Genomic DNA, 21911 nt, shown 5'->3' with positions numbered 1-21911 from the left:
TCCCGTTTACGCGGTTGGGTGGAATGAATTCTTCTTCCTTCGCCTGAACATGCAAAAAAACCAGCCCTTCAGCGCAAATGATTCCTCCGCTGTTTGGACCGGTTCCTTTTCTTTTCCTGGGAAAACCCGTTTTATTTGCTGCGGCAAGCGAGCCGATACTCGCTCGGGGAATGCCCCGTCTTGATACGAAAGATTTTGCCGAAGTATTTCTCATCGGTGAAGCCGGATTTCTCCGCCACCTCATAGACGGGCAGGTTGGTCGTCTGGAGCAGCCGCTGAGCCTCCCGCAGATTGGCCTCTTGGACGTAATAGACGAAGGAGACGCCCACGATCTCCTTGAAGCATTTGCTGAAATAGCTCACGCTCAAGTTCACCGCTCGGCAAAGCTCCGCCTGACTCTGCTTCTCCTCGGAATCTCCGTGCATCAGATCGAGCGCGCGGAGAATGGAGCTGATGACCTGCTCCGAATACATCGTGCCGCATAGCAGCTGCATCGCTTCCTTCCGATAAGCATCGGTCCATCCGTTCAATTCGCCTATCGTATGCAGCAAGTCCAGCCTGGGCAGCAGCGCATCCGTCACCTGCTGCAGCGACGGGCAGCGGACCGGCCAATGCTTGGCCGCTTCCGCAAGCATCTCTTTGAACGCGGGGGTCGACAGCTCCCGCATCGTTTCTTCCAGCATCTCCTGCCAGACGGGCGTCTCGGCAATCCACGCGAGCGAACTCCATTGGGTCAACAGCCGCTTGGAATGAAGCGGATCGTAGCTGAGCTCGGCCTCCCGCGTCCGCTCGCGCTCCGCGCGCAAGGAGAGCTGCCGCGAAACCCGTTCCAGCAGATCGCGCACCGATTGATCGTCGAGCTGGGTCTTCACCATATAATCCACCGCTCCCAAGCGGAGAGCTTGCTGCACATAGGAGAAATCCTGGTGACAAGTAATGACGACGGACAAGATGGACGGATAGGTTTCCGTCAACGAGCGGATGAAGGTCAATCCGTCTTGACCAGGCATGGAGATGTCGGTCATCACCAGATCGACCGGTCTCTCATTCAGAATAGCCTTCGCCTCTTCTGCCGTGGACGCATCTCCCGCCCATTCCATGTCATAATCCACAAGAGGAAGCATGCTGCGAATGCCCCGGCGCACAAGCGGTTCGTCATCCACCAATAAGACCTTGAACATGAGTCTCCTCTCCCTTCACTTTATTGGGAACGATCAGGATCACGGTCGTTCCAAGCCCCATTCGGCTTTCGATTCGCATGGAGGCGAGCTCACCGTAATAGACGTCGAGCATTTTTTTGACATAGTTCAGCCCGATTCCGATCCCCGTGCTTCGCTCTCTCTTGCCGCTCAAGAGCTCCTCGATCTTCTCCGGCTCCATGCCCGCCCCGTTGTCCTCCACACGGATGCAGATCTGTCCGGCGCTGTAGCGGAAGATCTTGACGATGATGGTGCCTTCCTCACTGACGAGTCCGTGATACAATGCATTTTCCACGATCGGTTGAAGGACAAAACGCGGAATGGGAACATCCAGAATATCGGCCTCTCCTGCTACCTGGACGTTGAAGCGATGGTCGTAGCGGATATTTTGCAGCTCGATGTAATCTTGCAGCGCAGCGATCTCTTCCCGCATCTTCACGATCATGCTGGTCTTGCCCATGTTGTATTGCAGCACCCGGGTAAACACCTTGATGAGGTTGTAGATTTCTTTTTGTCCTTGCTCAAGAGCCAGCCACTGAATCGTATTCAGCGTATTGTGGAGAAAATGGGGGTTCATCTGGGAGATCAGCTTCTCGACCTCCAGCTCCCCGCGCCGCTTCTCTTTTTGCTCCACCTCTTTGATCAGCTCGCTGATCCGGTAGCTCATCTCCCGGAAGCTTCCATGAAGCATCTCGAACTCCTCCAGGCCAGGCTGAAGCCGGTCGAGATGATCGCCTTCCTGGCTGAACCGGTTCATCGCCTTGTTCATCCCCTGAAGCGGACGGTAGACCATCCGCCATACATAAGAGGAAGCGCTCACCGTGAGCGCAAGCGAGAGAAAGAGCACGAGGGCGAACTGAATGCGCCACTGATTGATTTCCTTCCCGTAGACGCTCTTCGGAACAAGCGAGATCAGCTGCCAGCCGTTCTTGCCGGTGGTGACGAACTGCCGGTAGTGCTGAAGCTCGCTTAGCTGCACATCAGACAACATCGTTCCTTCTTTGACGGAAAACGGCAAATCGCTGTAATGCACCGCTTGGTCGCTGCCGATCAACAGATGATAGATCGCCCTGTCTCCTTTATCGGTGGAGGCACGGGAGACGTATTGGTTAAGGTTGGTCTCCAGATAAACGTAATAGGTTCCGCTGTTCCCGTAGGGAATGCTGCGAATCAGTGAAATCGCGGTCGCCTCGCTGGAGTTGAACACCGACGGGTGCGGGCTGCTGTAATAGAGTTGACCGGCGACAAAAAGCGGTTCGAACGGGATAGGCTCCAGGGACATTCCGAAGAGCTGGGGCTTAAGCGGCGCCGATTCGAACTGAATGGGATTGGGTTGTCCCGCGAAATAGAGGAACACTCCCTGAACCCCGGGATTGGAATAAATGATGTTGGTGAGCGACTTGTCAATTGTCAGAAAGGCGTCGGTTTTCACCGCGGGATCATTGCTGTCCAAATAGGCGGTAAGGTTATCGCCAAGTCCGCCGCCGACCGCCAGCAATTGAGAGACGCTCATCAGGTTGGAAAAAGCCTTCTCCAGCGCGTCTCGCTCGCTCTCTAGCAGCATTTGGTAGTTGACGTTGACCTTCTCCATCTGCACTTTGAAGAACCAATAATAGGAAGTGAAGCCGATCAAGATGATCGGCGTGAGGGTGACAAACACCAGCAGCGTAGTCAGCCTGCCCTTCAACTTGTTCGGCCATATTCGCTTCAGGAGCTTCGATTCCATTTTTCTCTTCATGCTGCGCCTCCTTGCGCCGTCTTGCCGACATCCCGTCATCCCATCCGTCGAGTAGTTATCGATCTTTCACGGAGAGCACCTGACGGATAAGTGGAGAGGACAAGACCTACCCTCTTATCGTATCACAGGAAGCGTCAGGCGGGAGAGTCTGCCGGGCAAATCGGCGGTTCGGCGCTTAGCCTGCTTGTGGATTCAACGCGGCTTGATTGGAGCGGAGTACAGGTACATCTCGTTTGCGCCGTCCTCGGCATCCCAGCCTTGGGCGAACAGCCAGTTTCCCTCAAACTGAAGCAAGCCGCCCCAAGCCAAGGTCCCTCCCCGATTCAACGCCAATTGCCGGAACGGCTCATCCTTGCGGTACAAGGCTTGCGCCGCCTGGTTCCGGCCCTCGAAATCGCGATAGAAGAAATCAAAGACAAGCTCGTCCTGGTCAACTTCTGTCGAAATGCAAGCCAGCTCGTACAGCTTGCCGAGCGAACGGGTGTTCAGGTACTCCTGCGGATCGAAGGACCAATTCAGCATATCGTCAGAAGTTCCGACCTGCTGCTTCCCTCCACAGCCCTCGCTGAGGAACATCCGATACATTCCTCCGATGCGAACGGCTTCTCCCCGCGAATTGCGGGGAATCACGGCGCCCTTGGCCCAAAGGCGGGATACCTCGCGGGGAACGGCTAGTCCGACCTTCTCCCAATGCAGAAGATCATCGGATACCGCGACCTTGATGTCGCAGCCGACGGCGACCTCTTCCCCCATCGACTGCCGAGCGATCTCCTCCTCCCCCTCGTCCAGCGGCCAAATGCCGTTGTAGAACAGGTAATAGCGATCTCCCGCCCGGTATATCTTCGGGTCTTCACAGCTGACCAATTCATTCTCATCCGTAGGGTAGATCACGGGATTCTCTTCATAGTCCGTCCACGTCCGCGAGTCCGGATCATAGACGGCCAGCCCGATGCGCGAGCCCAGCGTTTCCTTACGCGGAGCCGCCCGGTAAAACATATACAACTTCCCGTTCCGCTCGATCAGGCTGGGATTAAACAGAAACCCGCTCCTCCAGCCGAAATTGTAAGGGTCCCGCCAGTGGCGGTCCAGCTTGAACGTCATGTCCACTTCCTGCCGAAAAGGCCCGATGGCCCAATCGGGATTGTCTGCATAGCTTCCCGCAAAATCAAGCGTGGACAACAGAGCGTGGTCGCCCACCTCCATAGCCATCGCCTTCCGGTATTGTTCTTTCATGATCTCAATGTGATCTGCGGTAAGGGTCATCTCGGTTTCTCCTGTTCCATAGAATCCAAGGTATCGGCTGGTTCATCGTCATCGTTGAACCAGCCGGAGAGATAGACTAAGCCGTGGGGCATTCTTTCCGGTTTACCGTCATTATAAAAGCGGCAGCGCCTTCGCGGGTACGCTTCCATTTGTCCAGTTGCGGGGGTTGATTTCTTGTAAGAAGCCTAAAAACAAAAAAGGCCGCCATCGAAGGCGGCTATTGGTGGTCTGTCAAAACTTTAATGTAACTCGAGAAAAACATGAAATTATCCCAGCGGACACTACATTGCTCTCCTTGATGAACTCTAATAGCTACTTCTTGATCCACATTTACTCTGATCCCCATTTAGTGTTCTGGCGTTTTCATAATACAGCTCACAGACCCGCCATGTGTGGATTTTTGTGAACGGACATCTAGAAGAAATGGCTGTATATTGGATTTGATTGTGATGTAATAAAGGAGCAAAAACGTTGCTTATGCTTATTATTTTTACGGTCATTTTCAATTATATCTTAGTGAAATATTTCCGTTCATTTAGAAACTATAACTTCACAGAGAAGATAGCTTATTTAGGACTGCCATATTGATTTTTCAATCATTTTGTTCATTACAAATGTTTATTTGGGAGAACGAGTTGATTTCTTGAGGAATATTGGCTTGTGTCTAACCACCGCTTACATATTTCTATTCAGTATCGTAGATCTGTGCAAGAAAATCCACAGTTGGTTAAAAAAATGAGCTATCAACTATCATATAGATACCCAACCGTGTAGAAGGTATAATGTTGCATAGATCATTCATGTAAAGAATATAGAAAAGGTGAATTGTTGTGTTTCAATCTGAGGAGGAGTTAGTACAACGGCTCGTTCAACATTATAATAGAAACTTCACCATTCAAGAAATCGGTGTTGGATATGGAATTTCTGATTTGCTTATCATTCGAAATCAATCAGAATTAAATAGATTTATCTGTGAAAGAAATGGTATTTATTTGAAACATTTGGATGAAGTTAAGGTCTTCGATTATATCCGAAAAAGAAAAAGCGTAGAAGTTGAAGAACTTCATAACACGCTCTTCATTTCAAAGCAACGACTCAAATACAATATTTTAAAACGTCTAGAAGAAATTGGCGCAGTATTAATGGTGGAGAATACTTACATAAGGAATCAAGATTTTACTTTATTCAATCCAAATGTCACAGCAATCGAAGCAAAATTAGAGGACTGGACGAAGGGATTGGCTCAAGCTATTCGATATCAGCGTTTTGCAAATAAATCCTATTTAGCGTTGGATGAACAATATGTTCACCGCGCCGATCAGAGTGAATGCAAACGATTTAAAGTCGGTTTAATAAGTGTAGGGTCTAGGGTAAGGGAGATAATAGAAGCTCCCCCAATCAAACCACTAGACCCTTTAATGAGATATAAAGTAGCTGAAGAAATAATTGCAAAATGTACAGCTACATATGAGAAGCATTGTTGAAATTGGACTTGGATACTTCTAAAATAACGTCCCTCCAGGCTTCTAAATGGGAATATCCGAAGTTCTTTATTCGTTTTTCTTTATTAATATCTTTGATCAGTTGAATCGCTATAGCTACACTATCCATAAAACTTTCCATCTTTTCAGCTTGGTGAAGTGAAGACAATTCTTTCATTTGTTTATTTTTTATAAAAAGGTGATGTTTGATTACATTATTAAATTCCGTTAGCTGGTTTGTATTCGACGCGCCTTGGCAAAAGTCACAATGACACACACAAGATAAACCTGCATTTGTTGACAGAATATCCTCCAACATATTTTGATTGTACAATCCCATCAGCTTCTCAACATAATATCTCCTGCTGGTTCCTCCACCTTGTTCTCTTTCTAGATACTCCTTCTTGAAGTTATCACTTTGGCCCAATCCGGCTGAAATCGTATTTGCACCTAATGCAATTAAGCCCCGCGAAAAGTCATTAATACGAGAAAGTATAATTTCCCTTTTGGAGTCGGCAAGCATTTTGACCAGGTAAGCATAGGCCAAGTAATGATTTGTGTTGGTTGAATCAAAGTTACCGGAAATTTGAAGGTAATACCCATCTGGGTTTGCCGATGTCACCAGATTTACTAGGTCTTTGATGTAATCAATATCTTCGAACTGACCAACTTCAAAAGAGATACCATAGTAAACTGGTTTATTGATTCCGGCTTGCTGAATATAAGATTTACTTTCTTTATAAGCGTTATAGTCAACGTTTAACCAATCGTCCTTATGGGACTCTATAAAATGAAAGGGTGCAAGAAAAATGCTAGCTTTATAGAATTCTTGGAGATCAATGACCTTTTTTACTCTGTTCTGTAATACAGTGATATTAAAGAAATCTTTCGGTGTTTCTTTTTTTAAGGCACTAATTAAGTAAGGGATTTTTTTATAGGTAGGCTTTGTTGTAAATGCAGAATATCCCAAAGTTTGAGTGTATGGGTCAATAATCAACCGAAGATTATGTTGTGAAAGTTCTAAATAGTTCTTATCCGAATGAAGCAATTGTGGAGCATTGAAGACGGCCCCTTTAATAAAGTGGCTGTTATGATATTCTACAACCGCCTTAGCATCATTTTGAATGACCATCGGTAAGAACTCTATTTCCGAGTTAAAATACAAAGTCATTATTTTGGGGCCTGTTCGAATACCAGTCTTTTTGTGTTTTTCAAGGACTGAAACAATGGTATCGTAGGGTATGTTTCGTTCGAAAGGTTGCTTTTTTAGCAAGTTTTCAACTAATTCCGATATCTCAATTGGAATTGATGGAACTTTAGTGGCAAGGGGTTCAGGAGTTTCAGATAATATTTTATGTATGGCTTCCAATTGATTACTCATTTTAAGTGGACGTTCTTTAGATATAAGTTCATACATAATTGCCGCGGCTGAGTAGTAGTCAGCACGATAATCGATGTCCTTAGCAGAACGCAATTGTTCAGGTGCCATATATGCAAAAGTACCCATACCTTGTCCTGTAGTTGTAAGGGTACTTGCATCAATCAACTTCGAAATACCGAAGTCAATAATTTTTATATCCATATTGTGATTTGTAACAATAATATTTGACGGTTTTAAGTCACGATGAATAATGTTGTTAGAATGAATTGCATTAATTCCAATGAAAATATTCTTAGCAATAACACAAGCCTCTTGTATAGTCAGAGACTTTTCAATCCTTGCTTCTAGCGTTTCACCTTCTACGTACTCCATAACAATATAGCGATATTTCTGAACGCCATCGCTAATGAAACCATCATCAACATATTTTACAACATTCTCATTGTCAACAGCTTTTAAAATACGGATTTCCCGTTCAATTCTTCTTGAATGGACGGCCTCTTTATCCATTATATTTTCACGTATTAATTTCAAGGCATATCTCGTCTTTTCTTTCTCAACTTCAAATGTAGTTCCAAAATTCCCTGCTCCAAGAGTTCGTATGATTTTGTACCCTTTAATATCCTGCAACAGGTACCCCCTCCATTTTATGAAAATTCAGTTTATAGTTCTATTGAACCACAAAACGACATTTTTTAGAAGTAGAACATGGGAATGTTCCCGTTTTTTGTGTAATGAAACATTTGGTTGGACATGATAGGTCGACAAGGCTTAACGATGCCAGCGAAACGAGAAATCACTCATTGGCATGGATCATACCCTTATCTCAAATTGCCTAGTCATTCATTGGCTTCACGATCACCTTAACGGTGATGTTCACCAAAAAGATGGACCCAAGGGGACCATTCAGTTAGATCAACCCCTCCCGGCCATTCTGCAGATGCCCCAAAAAACGGCTCAACGCGGGCGAAGGCAGCTTGCCCGCCTTCATCACGATCCCAAGCTTGCGGTATGCGGGAACGCTGAGCTCCTTGCGGACGACGCGGTAAGGCGTGCGATGCAGAAGCAGCTCCGGAAGGATGCTGATGCCGAGGCCGCTTTCGACCATGGAGATGATCGCGTAGTCATCCTTGGCGCTGAACCGCACCTTGGGATGAATTCGGTGCAGCTCGAACAGGTCGGTGATCTCGTTCGTCGTTCCCTCATCCAGCAGGATGAACGCCTCCTCTGCCAACCGCTCCACCGGGAAAGAGTCGCAGTCCGCAAGCGGATGCTGCTCCGGCAGGATGACAAGCAGGCGGTCCTGCTTCAAATAGCGGCTTTCCAAACCGGAGCGGGCGGGAAGCCGGAGAAAGCCGCAATCAGCCTGCCCCTCCTCGACCCAATCTTCGATCTGGTCATAATCCCCGTGCAGCAGCTTGAATTCGATGTTCGGATACTCCGCGTGAAAAGTCTTGATGAGAGAAGGGAGCCAGTGTACCGCCACGCTGGTGAACATACCGATGCGGATCAAACCGGATTGCAGCCCATGGAGCCGCCGGGTCTCCTCCTCCAGCTCGCGCTCCGCATTGCACACGGTGCGGATATGGGGCAGGAGTCTCATTCCTTCGGAGGTAAGGCGGATGCCGGAACGATCGCGGATGAGCAACTGCAGCTGCCACTCCTTCTCCAGCGCGTTCAGCATGTGGCTGATGCCCGACTGCGTATATCCGAGTGCCACCGCTGCTTTGGTCAGACTGCCCAGCTCGACTGTTTTCAGCAGCGCTTCATATTTAGGATTGGACATGCTTCTATTCCTTCCATGGATGATTCTAGATATTCCCAACGTTCCAACATGAATTTTTCTCATGTATTCTATGAAAAACATGCGCTTTTCTAATTCTGCTTTTTATTGTTTACTAAGCAGGTGTGAATTGGCAAGACCTATTTGAGCACCCGCCGCTATAGCAGAATGGAGCAGCCAGCGTGACGCAGAAAAAAGCAGACCTCCTCCTTGCCTTGATCTCCATGGCTTGGGGATCGTCCTATCTTCTCATGAAACTCGGCCTCAACCACATGGGGCCATTCAACCTCATTTCGCTTCGATTTGGAATCGCCTTCCTTCTAACGGCTCTTCTCTTCCGCAAGCGGATGGCTCGGACGGATCGGCGGACGATCGGCTACGGAGCGCTGCTCGGCCTGCTCTTGTTCGGTCTCTTCGCCTTTCTGATGTTCGGCTTGAAGACGACGTCCGCCTCCACCGCCGGCTTCCTGACCAGCGCCACCGTCGTCTTCGTCCCCCTGCTGCAAATGCTGATCACCCGCCGTAAGCCTGAGCTTCCGGTCGCCGCAGGCGCCGTCCTGGCTTTGACCGGCATCGCTCTGCTTTCGCTGAACGGACGGCTGACGCTCTCGGGCGGGGCTTTGTTGTGCCTGGCAGGCGCCTTTACCTACGCTTGGCAAATCATCGCCACCAACCGGATGACGCACAAAGCGGATGGGCTGCTACTCGGGATCTACCAGCTCGGCTTCGCCGGGCTGTACGGGTTGATCGGCAGCTTGATCTTCGAGCATCCCGCCCTACCCGCCAGCCGTGCGGAATGGACAGCCGTATTGGGGCTGGCTATCGTCTGCAGCGCGTTCGGCTTCGTGCTGCAGCCAGTCGCCCAGAAGCACACAACGCCGGAGCGTACCGGACTCTTGTTTACACTAGAGCCCGTGTTCACCGCGCTGTTTGCCTACCTGTTCCTGCACGAGGTGCTGCAGGCGAGGGGCTATCTAGGCGCCGGGCTTGTCCTCGCCGGGGTTGTCGTCTCCGGCATCAAACGGAAGCCGCGGACCGTCTCCAAGGGTTCGATGGATGAACCCCGCCAACGCTTCCTGCTTCGCTCCCTCCCATTTGCCCACCTGAGGCGCAAGCCGCTCCTTCCAGCAAACGGGCTAAGCAAAAAGCCTTGAGCGCTCCGCTCAAGGCTTTTTTAACGGCATAGCTTCGGTTATCCTTTTTCTCACAATGGACCGATTTGGCCTTGATTACAAAGAGTAGGCCGCCTGATAGGCCGTCTCCAGATGCTTGTCCCAATTGCCCTCGCGTTCTTCCGCGTATTCCTTGGACATACGCTCGAGGACAATCATCTCCTTGCTCGTCACCCGGTCGGACAACCGGTCCCCGAGCATGACCGTCTTCATGCTCTCATAATGGCCCATTTCGATCAGCTTCTCCAAGGTGTTTCCCGCGACGCAGAGCACGAGCCCTTTAGCCAACTGCTTCATGGTGCGGTTGTTGCCGTAAGCAAAGCCGTAGGTCCACACCCGGTCAAACCAGCCAACGAGCTTCGCGGGAGCCTCCGTCCAGAAGACGGGATAAACGAAGACGATGGCGTCGCAGCCGTTGATTTTTACCTGCTCCAGCTTGACATCCATCGGCACCGGCAGATCATCCCGATAATTAGACTCGCGCAGGTATTCGGCCTCGCTCATGTCGGTTTTGAAATTCATTTGATACAAATCCGAGATGAGATAAGAATGGCCCGCATCCTCCAACCCCCGGATAAAGCTCTCCTTCACATGACGGGTAAACGAATCCTCGCTCGGATGCGCGTAAACTATGAAAACATTCATAATGGTTCCCCCTCGCCTATCCTGATCTCTATTCCTCTGGAAGAGCCGCCACGATCTCGATCAGGTTACCTTCCGGGTCCGCCACCGCCGAATCTCGCAAGCCGTACGGCTGCGATACCGGTTGGTTCACAGGAGTCGCGCCCGCCTGCACCAAGCGCTCGAACTCGACGTCCACATCCTCCGGTGTAGGTACGCCGAAGGAAATTTCCATGGTCCCGTTGATACGCTCATGATAATCAAACCGGGCCTTGTCCCCTTCATTCCGCTGACACAAATTAAAGAATACGCGGTTCTCCATTCGAACCCCGGTAAAGCTGCCTCCATCCCACTCGATCTCCATCTTCATGACATCCCGATAAAAGCCGACCATCTTCTCCATATCGTTTACGAAAAACGTGACCGCGCCAATCTGCATCAAAGTCGACTCCTTTTGTCCAGCAGCTTTTGTTAAGATGTACCATAATTCCGGAGAGATTTCTATATCAATCTTTCCCGAGAAGAAAACAATGGCAAAGAGACGAACCGCTAACCGGACAGAATGCTGTCAGGTTAAATGGTTTATAGTGGACTAGAGATGGAGAATTCAATCGTACGATTTGGACACCAAACGGAGGAACGAAGCGATGAGCGATGCGTTAAAGGATATCTATACAACCGAATTTATACACGACTTTGGAGAAATGGTGCGCGCCGCTTATCCAAGCTTTCCTGCCGAGGCATTTGTAAAAGCTGTCTTGACGCCTCCCTGGGACGAAATGCCGCTGCGGACTCGCATGCACCGGATTGTCGAAAGCCTAGGCGAGCAGCTGCCCCCTCGTTATGAGGAGGCATTGGAGGTTTTATTTTCGCTCGAGGAGTCGTGCAGCGGGTTCCCGTATTTGTTCTTTCCTGATTTTGTCTCCACGTATGGGCTGAGCGAGGAGCATTGGGAGCTTTCCATGCGCGCTTTAGAAAGGTTCACCCAGCGGTCCTCTTCAGAGTTCGCCATCCGCCCTTTTATACTCAAGAATCCGGAGCGCGTCATGAATCAGATGCTGGAGTGGTCGCTTCATCCCAATGAACATGTACGGCGTTTATCGAGCGAAGGCTGTCGTCCGCGCCTGCCTTGGAGCATCTCGCTTCCGCTGTTCAAACAAGATCCTTCTCCGGTGCTCGACGTGCTGGAGCGTTTGAAAGCAGACTCTTCTCTCTACGTCCGCAAAAGCGTCGCCAATAACTTGAACGACATCGCGAAGGACCATCCCGACGTTGTCTTGACCACCGCCCAAAAGTGGATAGGCCACCATCCACATACGGACTGGATTCTGCGGCAGGGCTGCCGTACCCTTATCCGCAAAGCGATTCCAGAGGCCTTGATGCTCTTCGGCTATACGGTGACCGAACCAGGCAAATCACTGGTCCAAAGTGCCATCCTAACCGTTCAACCCGAACAGCTTCGTGTGGGCGACAGCTGCGAGCTGCAGTATTCGCTGGACATCGATCGGGAGGCACCGACCCAGATCCGCGTTGAATATGGCATCGATTTTATCAAAGGGAGCGGTAAGGCATCGCGCAAGCTCTTCCTGCTGTCGGACCGAACCGTATCGGGAAAAGCTCATCTTACCGGTACGCGCACGCACAGCTTTGCTAACCTTACCACCCGCAAGCACTATCCCGGCCTTCACCGGATCGTCCTGCTTATCAACGGCCAGGAAGCGGCTCACACGATGGTAGACTTGCAAGAGAAAACCTGAATACAAGGCCCTATCCATCTAAGCGGACGGACGGGGCCTTGCGCATTCTTGCTTTGCCATCAAGTACGCTTCGTGAAATAGCTCCAGGAAAGAAGCAGAGTTAGCCCCATCACCAACAGCACTGCGAATAGCGTAAAAGCCACAACCGCTTGGAAGAAGACCGCGATACCGCCAGCCAGGGCAACGCAGCCCATGATCAAGTAAAACGAAACGGATATCGATTGGAAATGGATCAAGCGATTGCGTTCATCATTTTCCTCTATATAGAGCTTTCTCATGCTGGTTTCATTCCGTAAGGCTTTGGCGTACTGGATGATGAAGCCCAACATAGCGACGAATACCCCAAAAAACACACCGATCTGCATTCCTTTTAGCAGACCCTTATAAAAATCCCCCATACCCTCCGTTCCGGTCACATCACCGACCGAATATTGCCATACGGCAATGGATACCGTTAAGAGCATCGATACAACCAGCAGAATCGAAAATGCCTTCACACGAAACCGAATCCGTCTTACAAAGGTCTCCATCGTTAGAACGTCTCCTCCCCATCAAAATCAAATACCTCTTCAATTGTCAGATTGAAAAATGTAGCGATGCGATAAGCGAGAACAAGCGATGCCGTATACTTGCCGGTCTCGATGGATGTGATGGTTTGCCGGGTGACCCCAACAGCCAGGGCCAACTCTTCTTGCGACAGCTTGTTGGCTTTTCGCAGCTCGGGTATGCGGGTGTTCAAATGTTCGCCCCCTTCATGAGTACAGTTTGCTTTGCAAATGTAGTATAGTATGCTTTGCATAAAATGTAAAGCGAACTTAGCGCAAAAAAGGCATCATCCTTTCCGACAGCCAAAAAACCCTCTCGCTAAAGTCGCTAACGAGAGGGTTCTCTGCCATTAAAACAAACGAATGATGATCCATTCTTCCAGGTCTTCAACCCCATAAGATCGAAGCCATAAAGCGGCAGCCAACAGCGACTTGATCCTGGAGAGGACCCCACCAGCGGCTGGAGCACGGACAGCCTCCCTTTTCCTATCTGCTTATTTTTCCCTGACCGGGAACAACAAGTCCAACTGCATGGTGTTGCTATCGAAATGGGGATTCTGGCTGTTCGTCAGAAAGTTCAGCTGTTCTTCCAACGCCCAGTCCATTCCCTCCACATGCGGGGTACACCGCAAAGAGCCCCAATCGCTTGTGTACTGATCGTGGTTCATCACCCACTCGTACAGCAAGCCCCAATGATCAAAGTTCCCAAAGGTGATGGCGTGCGCCGCATATAACCCGCCATGAAATTGGATTTTCTTCAAGGGAGCTGGTACTTCCATCGCCTCCGGGATGGATATCCACATTTCGTAACCGGCGGATGCCTCGCCGGGATCCCCCTGGTGAACGGGATTGTTGAAGCCGAAATGCCGGATGTCGGGCTTGATTGTCAGCAATCCGGTCTCTTGAACGAATTGGTCCAGAGCTTGCCCCGCGTGCCGTTCGCAATCTTCCCCGACATAATGACTGGACGCCATCGTCATGGGCGGAAGATAGATAATCCTTACATCGGTCAGTTTGGTTACCTTTTCCGTCGCTTTGTTCAAATCCTCCATGGTCTTGTCCTCCTTGAGGTGATTTTTCGAGAAGGACAAGGAGCTTGTCAGCTCAAGCACAGTCGCATCATCCAATGCCTCCAGGCGGAACGGTTGATTCGTCTTCGTCTGCAATTCTTGAACAAACCGATTCAATATCGCTCGGATCGTGGATAAAGCTGCAATTTCTTGATCGAGTTCCTCCATATTTTGCTGAAAGACCTCAATCGCAGTCGTCGCGTTCGGATTGTTCAAGACTGTGCCGATTTGCTTTACGGGAACACGCAGCTTCCGAAGGAGAATGATCTGCTGCAGCCGCTTCAAGACGTTCTCATCATACATGCGGTAGGCATAATCCTCTTTTCGAAAACTTTCAATCAGCCCGATCTGCTCGTAATAGCGCAGCATGCGCGTTGAGATCCCATAATGCTGGGAGACCGTGCTAATGGTTTGCAGTTCCATCTCTTCGCTCCTCCCTTCTCTCCCCGAGGATAATGGACGACACGGTGTCAGAGTCAATACTTCCCAAGCAATCTCTCGTTCCTATCAAAACACGAAATCTCTCATTCCTCATATTCAAATGGATCTTCAATAGTGCTGGAATCAAATGAGCATCACCGATTTTTACATCATCATTTTTTTCTATTCCGTTCCCTTCTCTCATTATATATCTGTCAGCGGCTCAATCCTTCGAAAATAACAAAGGAAGCAGGCAGCTCATTTTTTTCGCAAAGGGCACCTCATAATAAACTTGGCATATCGCCCTTGCCGGCCTACTCCACAAGATACTTTCTTTGCCGAAAGCCTAACATCCCGGCAATCATGGAGACCGGGAACAATCGGATTTCACGGTTCAATTTGGTCACGCTGTCGTTGTAAATAAGGCGGCTGGTGCGCACCATGTTTTCAAAGGTCTGCACCGCGTCCATGGCTTTGATATACGTTGGGTCGGTCTTTACATCCGGGTATTGCCCCGTCACCAGGGCAATCCTGCCCAAGGCTCCGGAAATAACCCCTTCCTGTCGCAGCACTTCATCCGGCGTGGATTTTGCCGTAATCACGCTTCGTCTGGAGTTGATCGTTTCAATCAGCGTTTCGCTTTCGTACTTAGCATAGCCCTTTGTCAGATTTAAGAGAGCAGTCAGAGCATCGAAGCGGCAGAATAGCTGCACCCCGATCTGACTCATGGCATTGTTGATATTTTCATCAAGCACGACCAGTTTGCGCTGTGTGGAGATTGCCCATAGCATAAAAACCGCAGCAATTGCGATAATTGCGATGATTGCGATGAAAGTTGGCAGCATGGTACTTCACCTCCGGTTACATGGTTTGGATTAGCTCTTCATCGATCAGAGCCTCAGGAGTTGTGACGGAAACGTTCCCTGAGTTCAATCTATCAATAATCCCCTCACAAAAACCGTCCGCTGCATGAAACATGCAATTTTCGACATGAAATATAGTTTCAGATATTTCATTATTATGTTTAACTTAGCTTGAAGAAATTGAGAAATCGAGAAAGGGAGGAATGCTTATGCTTCAGATCGCGGTCTGTGATGACAATATTGACGAGCTATCCAATATGGTACAGCTCATAAACCTATATAGAGCATCTAAAAATTTCAGCTGCGAATACGCCGTCTTTCCAAACGGATTTGAGCTGGTTTCGGCCTTAGAAAAAGGAAAGCGATTTGATATATACTGTCTTGATATTATTATGCCGGGCTTTATGGGCATTGATGTCGCAAAGGAAATCCGTGGTTTCGACAAAACCGCGCCGATTTTATTTTTTACATCATCGCCCGAATATGCTTTGGAAAGCTATTCGGTGAAAGCCATCAACTATGTACTAAAGCCCATCTCAAAAGAAAAACTGTTCTTCACCTTTGACGAAATGCTGGAGCAGATCAAAGCGGAAAAAGACAAGGAAGCGTTTATCGTAAAGAGTAATGAAGGCATTCAAAAAATATTGATCTCCAATTTGGCTTTTGCCGAGGTCATCGGCAGAAATGTGCTGTATCACCTGCGCTCCGGCAAGGTAATCGAATGCACAGAACCTTTTTCCTCTGTCTGCGATAATCTTCTGAATTATGGGTGTTTTATCAAACCCCACCGCTCTTATCTTGTGAATATGCAGTATGTGGATACCATAGAAAATCATCAGATAACCTTACAGACCCTTTCCTCCGTCCCTGTTGCACAGGGCAAAGCGCGGGAGATTAAGCAGCAGTATCTGGCTTATCAAATGGAAGGGGTATAAGCGAATGGATGGTGCTGCGTTCGAATGATACTAACAGGGATAGAACTAATACGATTCGGATTTTCTTTGCTCTTTGGTGTGGCAGTGTCAGTTCTCTTTGCAGGAATTGAACCCACACGGAAAAACAGGCTTATCCTTGTCTTCCTCTGTGCATGTTTTCTTATCATTCAAACCGCCTGCTGGTGGCTTCTTGGCTTGGACTTGACATCAAAGCTGTATCCGCTGATTACTCACCTGCCACTGATCTTGATGTTCACCCTGTACTATAAGCGTCCGTGGTTCATATCCGCCGTCAGCGTACTTTCCGGTTATCTGTGCTGCCAAGCGCCAAGCTGGGTCGGTCTCCTTGCGGGAGCCGCCTTTGGTAGTAGCCTTGCAGACCACATTTTTTATATCGCGGCTGTGTTTCTGTCCTATTATTTCCTGCAAAGATATGTAGCCGGGTCGGTCCGGCAGCTTATGGAAAGATCCAATAAATCCTGCTTATTATTAGGTGGGGTACCTCTTTTTTACTATACATTCGATTACGTTACCACCATCTACACAGATGTGCTTTACAGAGGCACCAAATGGGCGGTGCAGTTCATGCCCTCCACAATATCTATTTTCTATTTTGTGTTTGTCATCATTTACTACGCTGAAACGCAAAAACAAGCAAAAGCCCAAAGAGAGCGAGATATGCTGGACATCCAATTCCGGTACGCGCAGACGGAATTTGCCTCTCTGCGGCAAATGCAGCAGAATGCCGCTGCCTATCGCCACGATATGCGCCACCATTTTGCACTTATGCAGGGTCTGGTATCCGAGGGACGCATAGAGGCATTAACAGAATATCTACAAACTGCCCAGTCCGACATGGATGCCATTACACCCGTACGCTTTTGCGAAAACGAAACCGTCAATCTGATTTTGTCCGCATTCGCCTCCAAAGCAAAACAATCGGGAATCCTGTTGGCGGTAGATGCGAAGCTGCCTGACTCACTTCCTTTCAGCGATACCGAGCTTTGTTCGCTCTTGTCAAACGCTTTGGAAAACGCTATACAAGCTTCGAAACGTTTACCTGACCGCAGGAAACGCATCATCCGGCTGCGTGTGTATTCCAAGAACACGAAGCTGTGCATTGACATTCGCAACAGCTATCAGGCAGAACCGATATTCCATCAAGGCCTGCCTGTCTCAAAAGAACAGGGGCATGGCTTTGGCACAAAAAGCATGGCTCATATCGTGGAAAAGCATGGCGGTGTGTTCCAGTTTTCAGTTAAGGATGGCTGGTTTATCTTTCAGGCTACTGCGTAAAGGGTTGTTATTCCTGTATAATAACCCTTCTAACGATAGATTCCCTTTTCAGGAAAAATAGGACTACACCGGTGAACCCCTTTGTTTCGGGCTTCCTTGGTATAGTCCTAATAAGTCACCATCTTAATAGCAGCTTTCGATAGATGTCAAAGTCAATTCTCAAATCTCGCGTTTACCGTAAATTCTTCGAGAGCAATCACTCGTTCCTATCAAAACTACGGGATATCGTCCTCCAAGCATTTTACCCGATACGACAGCTCCTCGTCGCACTCCGGCTCTTGCCCGTTGTTTCGCATGACCTCGAATGCATCCACAATATTTTCCACTTCCCAGCATCCGGTTCAAATTCCCTCTGATTCTTATCTCTCTCTCCGACTCATTCGCAAATGAGCTGGAATAAAGCAGCTCCATGCGGAGGAATGGTGGAGGACAACGATTCCGAGAGCCATCCGATCTCCTTACCTGTCCAGAGCTCCTTGACGCGAGCTTGACCGGTGATCGCCAAGTCGGCGAGGGACACGGATACTTGCGTTTCGGTCTCACCGGTATTGAAGAATGCGGCATAGTGCTCGCCATTGTCACACTCGGCTGCCCAGACAACCCGGTCATCGGCCCGCATGACCTTCCGTGCGCCCGAGCTATCGCGGTGCATCGCGAGAACGTCCCGGTTCGTAAGCAGCGACAGCGTCCACTCGTCGTTATCGCGCAGATCCCCTCCGAACATGAGCGGGGAGCGGAAGATCGTCCACAGCGTCATTAAGGTAAGCTGCTCATCGTGTGTGAACTTGGTCATCCCGTCGACGATTCGGCCGAGCGGCAGCATATCACAATCCGGCCAACTGCCAGGTTTCGGACGGCCTTGCCAGGTTTCACAGCGATCGAACATGTCCAGGAGGAGCGGCCACTGATCCCAGAAATCATCGGTTATCCTCCACATATTGGCATTCGCATCAAAGAAATCAGCATGACCGACGGGTGCTGGTCCAGGCGACAGGCTCAGCACGATCGGTCGGCCGATGGAGTCAATCGCCTTGCGAATCAACTCGATCTCGGCAAGATGCGGTCCGCCGTGCAGCCAGGAATCCGCGATATCGTCAACCTTGATATAATCGACGCCCCATTCGGCATACAGTTCCATGAGGGAGCGATAATAGTCGAACGCGCCTTCTTTGGAAGCGTCAACCCCGTACATATCGCTATTCCATCCGCAGAAGGAGCATGTATGGGCGATGGCGCGCGCCTTTATATTCGTTCCCTTGATGGGTGTATTGTCATGAACCGCTTGACGGGGAATTCCGCGCATGATGTGGATACCAAACTTCAAGCCAAGGCTGTGCACATAGTCGGCAAGCGGCTTAAACCCTTGCCCGCCAGTGGCGGAAGGGAAACGGTTCACGGCGGGAATCAGCCTGGAATACCCGTCGGTCTCCAGCCGGACGAATGGGCGATAAACATGGGAAACAGCCCCAGGCTCGTACCATTGAATATCAACCACGACGTATTCCCATCCATAATCCTTCAGATGTTCCGCCATATAGTCCGCGTTTCCACGGACATCCTTTTCCGTAACGGCTGCTCCGTAACAATCCCAGCTGTTCCATCCCATCGGAGGGGTTGGAGCAAAGTGATGATGCTGCATGTCGAACCTCCTGTGTAGACTGAAAATGTGGAGGGATCCTCTCCTTCCTTAGCTTACTTTTGATAACACACCGATTCTATAGTAATCTTGGACCCCTGATAGCAAAATATTGCGGTCGCTCTTCGAAGCCTAATCAAAGAACAACCGGCTGTACGTCAACGTTCCTTCACCCGAGCGGAAATTACCTGGTGTCAATCCAGTCAAATTGCGAAAGACTTTGATAAAATAACTGCCACCGGAATATCCGACCTGCTCGGCAATCCTCTCTACGCTCCAGTCCGTCTCCCGGAGAAGCCGCATCGCTGCTTCGATTCGGACGCGGTTCAGATAATGGTTGGGCGAAACCCCCACCGTCTCCGTAAATACCCTCAGCAAATGGTATTTGGACAGCCCGAGTCTTTCCGACAACTGGTCCAGGCTGATCATTCGGGAGTAGTGGCTCTCGATGTATTCGACGGCCAGACGAATTTTCTCCGGCCACAGGCGGTTGTTCCCCTGCGGAGCCGACGCATATCTGCATAGCTCAGATACGAATTGATACACGTAGGAGGAAGCCGTGTACGGCTCTATGATCCGAGCTCCATGCGCTTCATCCCAAATATGCTGTAGTAAACGGATGGGACAGCTCGTATGGGGCAAGAATGGCGCTTCACCCAAGCGCCGCAGCGAGTCTTCCCAATTCGGCTGGATCAAGTCGGGCCGCATCAAGAGAAAGAGGAATGACCAGTGGGTTCCGTCCTCTGGAAAGTAGTACCGATGCGGACCCGGAATTTGCGCCATAATCGCTTGCCCCGGCCCAATCCGGTAGATCCCGCTCTCATTCTCAAACACCCCTTCACCATCCAGCGTATATTGGAACAACAGCAAAGGGCCGTCCGTTCGGGTCTCTCCATCCCATCGATAAGCCGGGTCCTGCACGCGATCCCGACCAACCGCGAATAAATTACATAACGCCAGACGGTCAGAGGACGTAAAACGAAAACCAAACGTCCCCGACGGCATATCCGTCGCCATGAAGCATTCACTCCTTCCCATCGATCAAGCACCCTAGATTCCTTTGTATCATAACAAACAAGCCATTCCATTTCCGAAAAAAAGAACGCTCCCGCGTCTTCACTCGGGCTGCGTCCACTTCATACGCTCAGGAGGATCCTGACGCGGTGAGAATCAGCTGGCTTGATCCGCTCCCTTATCGGCTTGATTGCTTCCTTCTCAAACCCCTTTTGGGTGTGCGAAACCTCCGATCAATCAGGGGAGTACCTCCCCAGACATCATCGAGCTATCAAATAACAATTCCAAGGGGTTACTCCAAAACTGCTCGGGTGCTGTTTTTCTAATGGCGGTCACGGCTGCTATTTCGCCAATAAGTAGGGTTTTGAAATTCTAATGGAACTGCACGCCGCAAATGGGGTCAATCGCCGATTATCACGCCGAAGGAAGTCAAATAGCTGCATCCATGCAACTAGAATAAAAAGTGGACACCGGCTAACAGACTGCGGATAATGAAGCCAACGGAGGTGTCCCCATGGGCGAACAACGACAACGGTACAACGAGGAATTCAAAAAGCAGACCGTGCGGTTCATTCAGGAACAAACAAAAACAGTAGCGGATCTAGCAGAGGAACTCAACATTCCAAGAGGCACCCTCCACCAATGGATGGGCCAGTACCGTGAACTGAAATATGAACCGGCAGCTAGCGGAGATCGGGTACGTGAACTGGAAGCGAAGTTGAGCGAACTAAACCGGCAACTCCATGAAAAAGAGCAAAAACTCTCCGATGTGGAAGAAGAGCTCGCCATCGTAAAAAAAGCAGTGCACATCTTCAGCAAACCAAAGAACTGAGATTCCGGTTTATTGAGGATCATCGCTCCGAGTTCCGCTTGGAGAAGATGTGCACAACCCTACGGGTTTCACGGAGCGGGTATTACAAGTGGAGAGTCGAGCGGTCGAGTAAACAGAAGCGACGCAAAGCGATTGTGCTCAAGCGCATTCAATATCACTTCGCCGACCATCAGAAGCGGTACGGAAGCCCGAAGATTACCCGACTGCTTCGTCAAGAGGGACATACGATCTCTGAGCGTACCGTGAGCGTATACATGCGAGAGATGAGCCTCCGCTCGGTTGTGTCCAGAAAATACCGGGTACAGACAACCTGCTCCAATCCCGACCATCCCGTTTCCCCCAACCACCTCAATCAACAATTCAGGGTGCCGAAGCCGAATATGGTATGGGTGACGGACATCACCTCGATTCCTTGTCGAGAAGGGCGCTTGTACTTGGCCAGCGTCATGGATCTATGTACGCGTGAGATTGTTGGATGGCGTCTGGATCACCACATGGAAACGAGCCTCGTACTCGGTGCTTTACAAGATGCATATGCAGCCAAGCGACCCGAAAAAGGCTTGATTCACCACTCCGACCGAGGTTCGCAATACACCTCTCAAGACTACCGAAATCAGTTGTGCCTCTATCACATGAAACCCAGCATGAGCCGAAAGGGCAATTGCTATGACAACGCCTGCATCGAGTCGTGGCACAGCATCTTGAAGAAAGAGCTCATTTACTGCAACCCCCGTTTCAAGAACAAGGACCAGGCTTACCATTCCCTTTTCCAATACATCGAGTTTTACTACAACCGCAAACGAATCCACAGCACCTTAGGCTATCTCTCTCCTGTTCGTTTTGCAGCTCTTTTTTCTACTCATTCCGCTTCCTGACCGTCCACTTTCTTGACAGAGGTCCACCAT

20 protein-coding genes are annotated in these 21911 nt (G+C 49.7%); 7 read left to right on the top strand and 13 right to left on the bottom strand.

The genetic code is table 11. The features are described 5' to 3' along the window. Nucleotides 1-131: 131 nt before the first annotated feature. The 3 genes from BN2684_RS15155 to BN2684_RS15145 form a co-directional block, all read right to left on the bottom strand. Nucleotides 132-1181 carry a response regulator transcription factor gene (locus BN2684_RS15155; RefSeq protein WP_058303003.1) on the bottom strand — a complete coding sequence of 350 codons (1050 nt, stop codon included), beginning with the start codon at nt 1179-1181 and terminating at the stop codon, nt 132-134. Then, entirely contained in the window at nt 1156-2937 is a 1782-nt protein-coding gene (locus tag BN2684_RS15150) for a sensor histidine kinase (protein ID WP_058303002.1), read from the bottom strand. The genes BN2684_RS15155 and BN2684_RS15150 overlap by 26 nt, the downstream gene beginning before the upstream one ends. A 192-nt stretch (nt 2938-3129) precedes the next feature. After that, nucleotides 3130-4200 carry a glycoside hydrolase family 130 protein gene (locus BN2684_RS15145; protein ID WP_058303001.1) on the bottom strand — a complete coding sequence of 357 codons (1071 nt, stop codon included), beginning with the start codon at nt 4198-4200 and terminating at the stop codon, nt 3130-3132. A gap of 830 nt (nt 4201-5030) precedes the next feature. On the opposite strand from BN2684_RS15145, the gene BN2684_RS15140 reads away from it, so the two are divergent. Next, complete coding sequence (locus BN2684_RS15140) at nt 5031-5684, top strand: hypothetical protein (protein WP_058303000.1); 654 nt, start codon at nt 5031-5033, stop codon at nt 5682-5684. On the opposite strand, the gene BN2684_RS15135 is transcribed toward BN2684_RS15140, so the two are convergent. Beyond that, entirely contained in the window at nt 5662-7692 is a 2031-nt protein-coding gene (locus tag BN2684_RS15135) for a serine/threonine-protein kinase (RefSeq protein WP_058302999.1), read from the bottom strand. The two genes, BN2684_RS15140 and BN2684_RS15135, sit on opposite strands and share 23 nt — an antisense overlap. Nucleotides 7693-7972: 280 nt before the next feature. Next, on the bottom strand, nt 7973-8848 hold the full coding sequence (locus BN2684_RS15130; protein ID WP_058302998.1) for a LysR family transcriptional regulator: 876 nt from the start codon (nt 8846-8848) through the stop codon (nt 7973-7975). A 179-nt stretch (nt 8849-9027) separates the two neighbouring features. Between BN2684_RS15130 and BN2684_RS15125 the strand changes: the two genes are divergently transcribed. Further along, the gene (locus BN2684_RS15125) at nt 9028-9999 is read left to right on the top strand and encodes a DMT family transporter (protein WP_082651995.1); all 972 of its coding nucleotides are present in this window, start codon (nt 9028-9030) and stop codon (nt 9997-9999) included. A gap of 75 nt (nt 10000-10074) precedes the next feature. Here BN2684_RS15125 and BN2684_RS15120 read toward each other — a convergent pair whose 3' ends face one another. Together BN2684_RS15120 and BN2684_RS15115 are read right to left on the bottom strand one after the other, a co-directional pair. After that, nucleotides 10075-10662 carry an NAD(P)H-dependent oxidoreductase gene (locus tag BN2684_RS15120; RefSeq protein WP_058302997.1) on the bottom strand — a complete coding sequence of 196 codons (588 nt, stop codon included), beginning with the start codon at nt 10660-10662 and terminating at the stop codon, nt 10075-10077. 28 nt (nt 10663-10690) lie between these two features. Further along, nucleotides 10691-11077: a VOC family protein gene (locus tag BN2684_RS15115; RefSeq protein ID WP_058302996.1), complete on the bottom strand. Its 387-nt coding sequence runs from the start codon at nt 11075-11077 to the stop codon at nt 10691-10693. 208 nt (nt 11078-11285) lie between these two features. Between BN2684_RS15115 and BN2684_RS15110 the strand changes: the two genes are divergently transcribed. Further along, nucleotides 11286-12395, top strand: coding sequence for a DNA alkylation repair protein (locus BN2684_RS15110; protein WP_058302995.1), 1110 nt, complete (start codon nt 11286-11288; stop codon nt 12393-12395). Nucleotides 12396-12454: 59 nt separating this feature from the next. Here BN2684_RS15110 and BN2684_RS15105 read toward each other — a convergent pair whose 3' ends face one another. The 4 genes from BN2684_RS15105 to BN2684_RS15090 all read right to left on the bottom strand — a co-directional run bounded on the left by BN2684_RS15105 (nt 12455) and on the right by BN2684_RS15090 (nt 15275). After that, complete coding sequence (locus tag BN2684_RS15105; protein WP_058302994.1) at nt 12455-12925, bottom strand: hypothetical protein; 471 nt, start codon at nt 12923-12925, stop codon at nt 12455-12457. Between the two features lie 2 nt (nt 12926-12927). Next, nucleotides 12928-13134: a helix-turn-helix transcriptional regulator gene (locus tag BN2684_RS15100; RefSeq protein ID WP_058302993.1), complete on the bottom strand. Its 207-nt coding sequence runs from the start codon at nt 13132-13134 to the stop codon at nt 12928-12930. A gap of 300 nt (nt 13135-13434) precedes the next feature. Beyond that, a complete protein-coding gene (locus BN2684_RS15095) occupies nt 13435-14433 on the bottom strand; it encodes an effector binding domain-containing protein (RefSeq protein WP_058302992.1) in 999 nt (332 codons plus the stop codon). Between the two features lie 311 nt (nt 14434-14744). Next, nucleotides 14745-15275 carry a LemA family protein gene (locus BN2684_RS15090; RefSeq protein WP_058302991.1) on the bottom strand — a complete coding sequence of 177 codons (531 nt, stop codon included), beginning with the start codon at nt 15273-15275 and terminating at the stop codon, nt 14745-14747. Between the two features lie 227 nt (nt 15276-15502). On the opposite strand from BN2684_RS15090, the gene BN2684_RS15085 reads away from it, so the two are divergent. Continuing rightward, on the top strand, nt 15503-16228 hold the full coding sequence (locus BN2684_RS15085) for a LytR/AlgR family response regulator transcription factor (protein WP_058302990.1): 726 nt from the start codon (nt 15503-15505) through the stop codon (nt 16226-16228). A gap of 195 nt (nt 16229-16423) precedes the next feature. Further along, the gene (locus tag BN2684_RS15080; protein ID WP_199825323.1) at nt 16424-17524 is read left to right on the top strand and encodes a sensor histidine kinase; all 1101 of its coding nucleotides are present in this window, start codon (nt 16424-16426) and stop codon (nt 17522-17524) included. Between the two features lie 376 nt (nt 17525-17900). Here the strand turns inward: BN2684_RS15080 and BN2684_RS15075 are convergent, their stop codons facing one another. Beyond that, nucleotides 17901-19163, bottom strand: coding sequence for a glycoside hydrolase family 27 protein (locus tag BN2684_RS15075; RefSeq protein WP_058302988.1), 1263 nt, complete (start codon nt 19161-19163; stop codon nt 17901-17903). Between the two features lie 129 nt (nt 19164-19292). Then, on the bottom strand, nt 19293-20177 hold the full coding sequence (locus BN2684_RS15070; protein WP_058302987.1) for a helix-turn-helix domain-containing protein: 885 nt from the start codon (nt 20175-20177) through the stop codon (nt 19293-19295). A 511-nt stretch (nt 20178-20688) separates the two neighbouring features. Here BN2684_RS15070 and BN2684_RS15065 point away from each other — a divergent pair. Beyond that, nucleotides 20689-21006, top strand: a complete 318-nt coding sequence (locus BN2684_RS15065) for an LA_3659 family protein (protein ID WP_058301425.1) — start codon at nt 20689-20691, stop codon at nt 21004-21006. Continuing rightward, complete coding sequence (locus BN2684_RS15060; RefSeq protein WP_108722159.1) at nt 21003-21881, top strand: IS3 family transposase; 879 nt, start codon at nt 21003-21005, stop codon at nt 21879-21881. Before BN2684_RS15065 ends, BN2684_RS15060 begins: the two co-directional genes overlap by 4 nt. Nucleotides 21882-21911 lie beyond the last annotated feature (30 nt).

The sequence above is a fragment of the Gorillibacterium timonense genome, assembly GCF_001457415.1.
GTDB lineage: Bacteria > Bacillota > Bacilli > Paenibacillales > NBRC-103111 > Gorillibacterium > Gorillibacterium timonense.
This window is presented reverse-complemented; position numbering and strand designations above follow the sequence as displayed.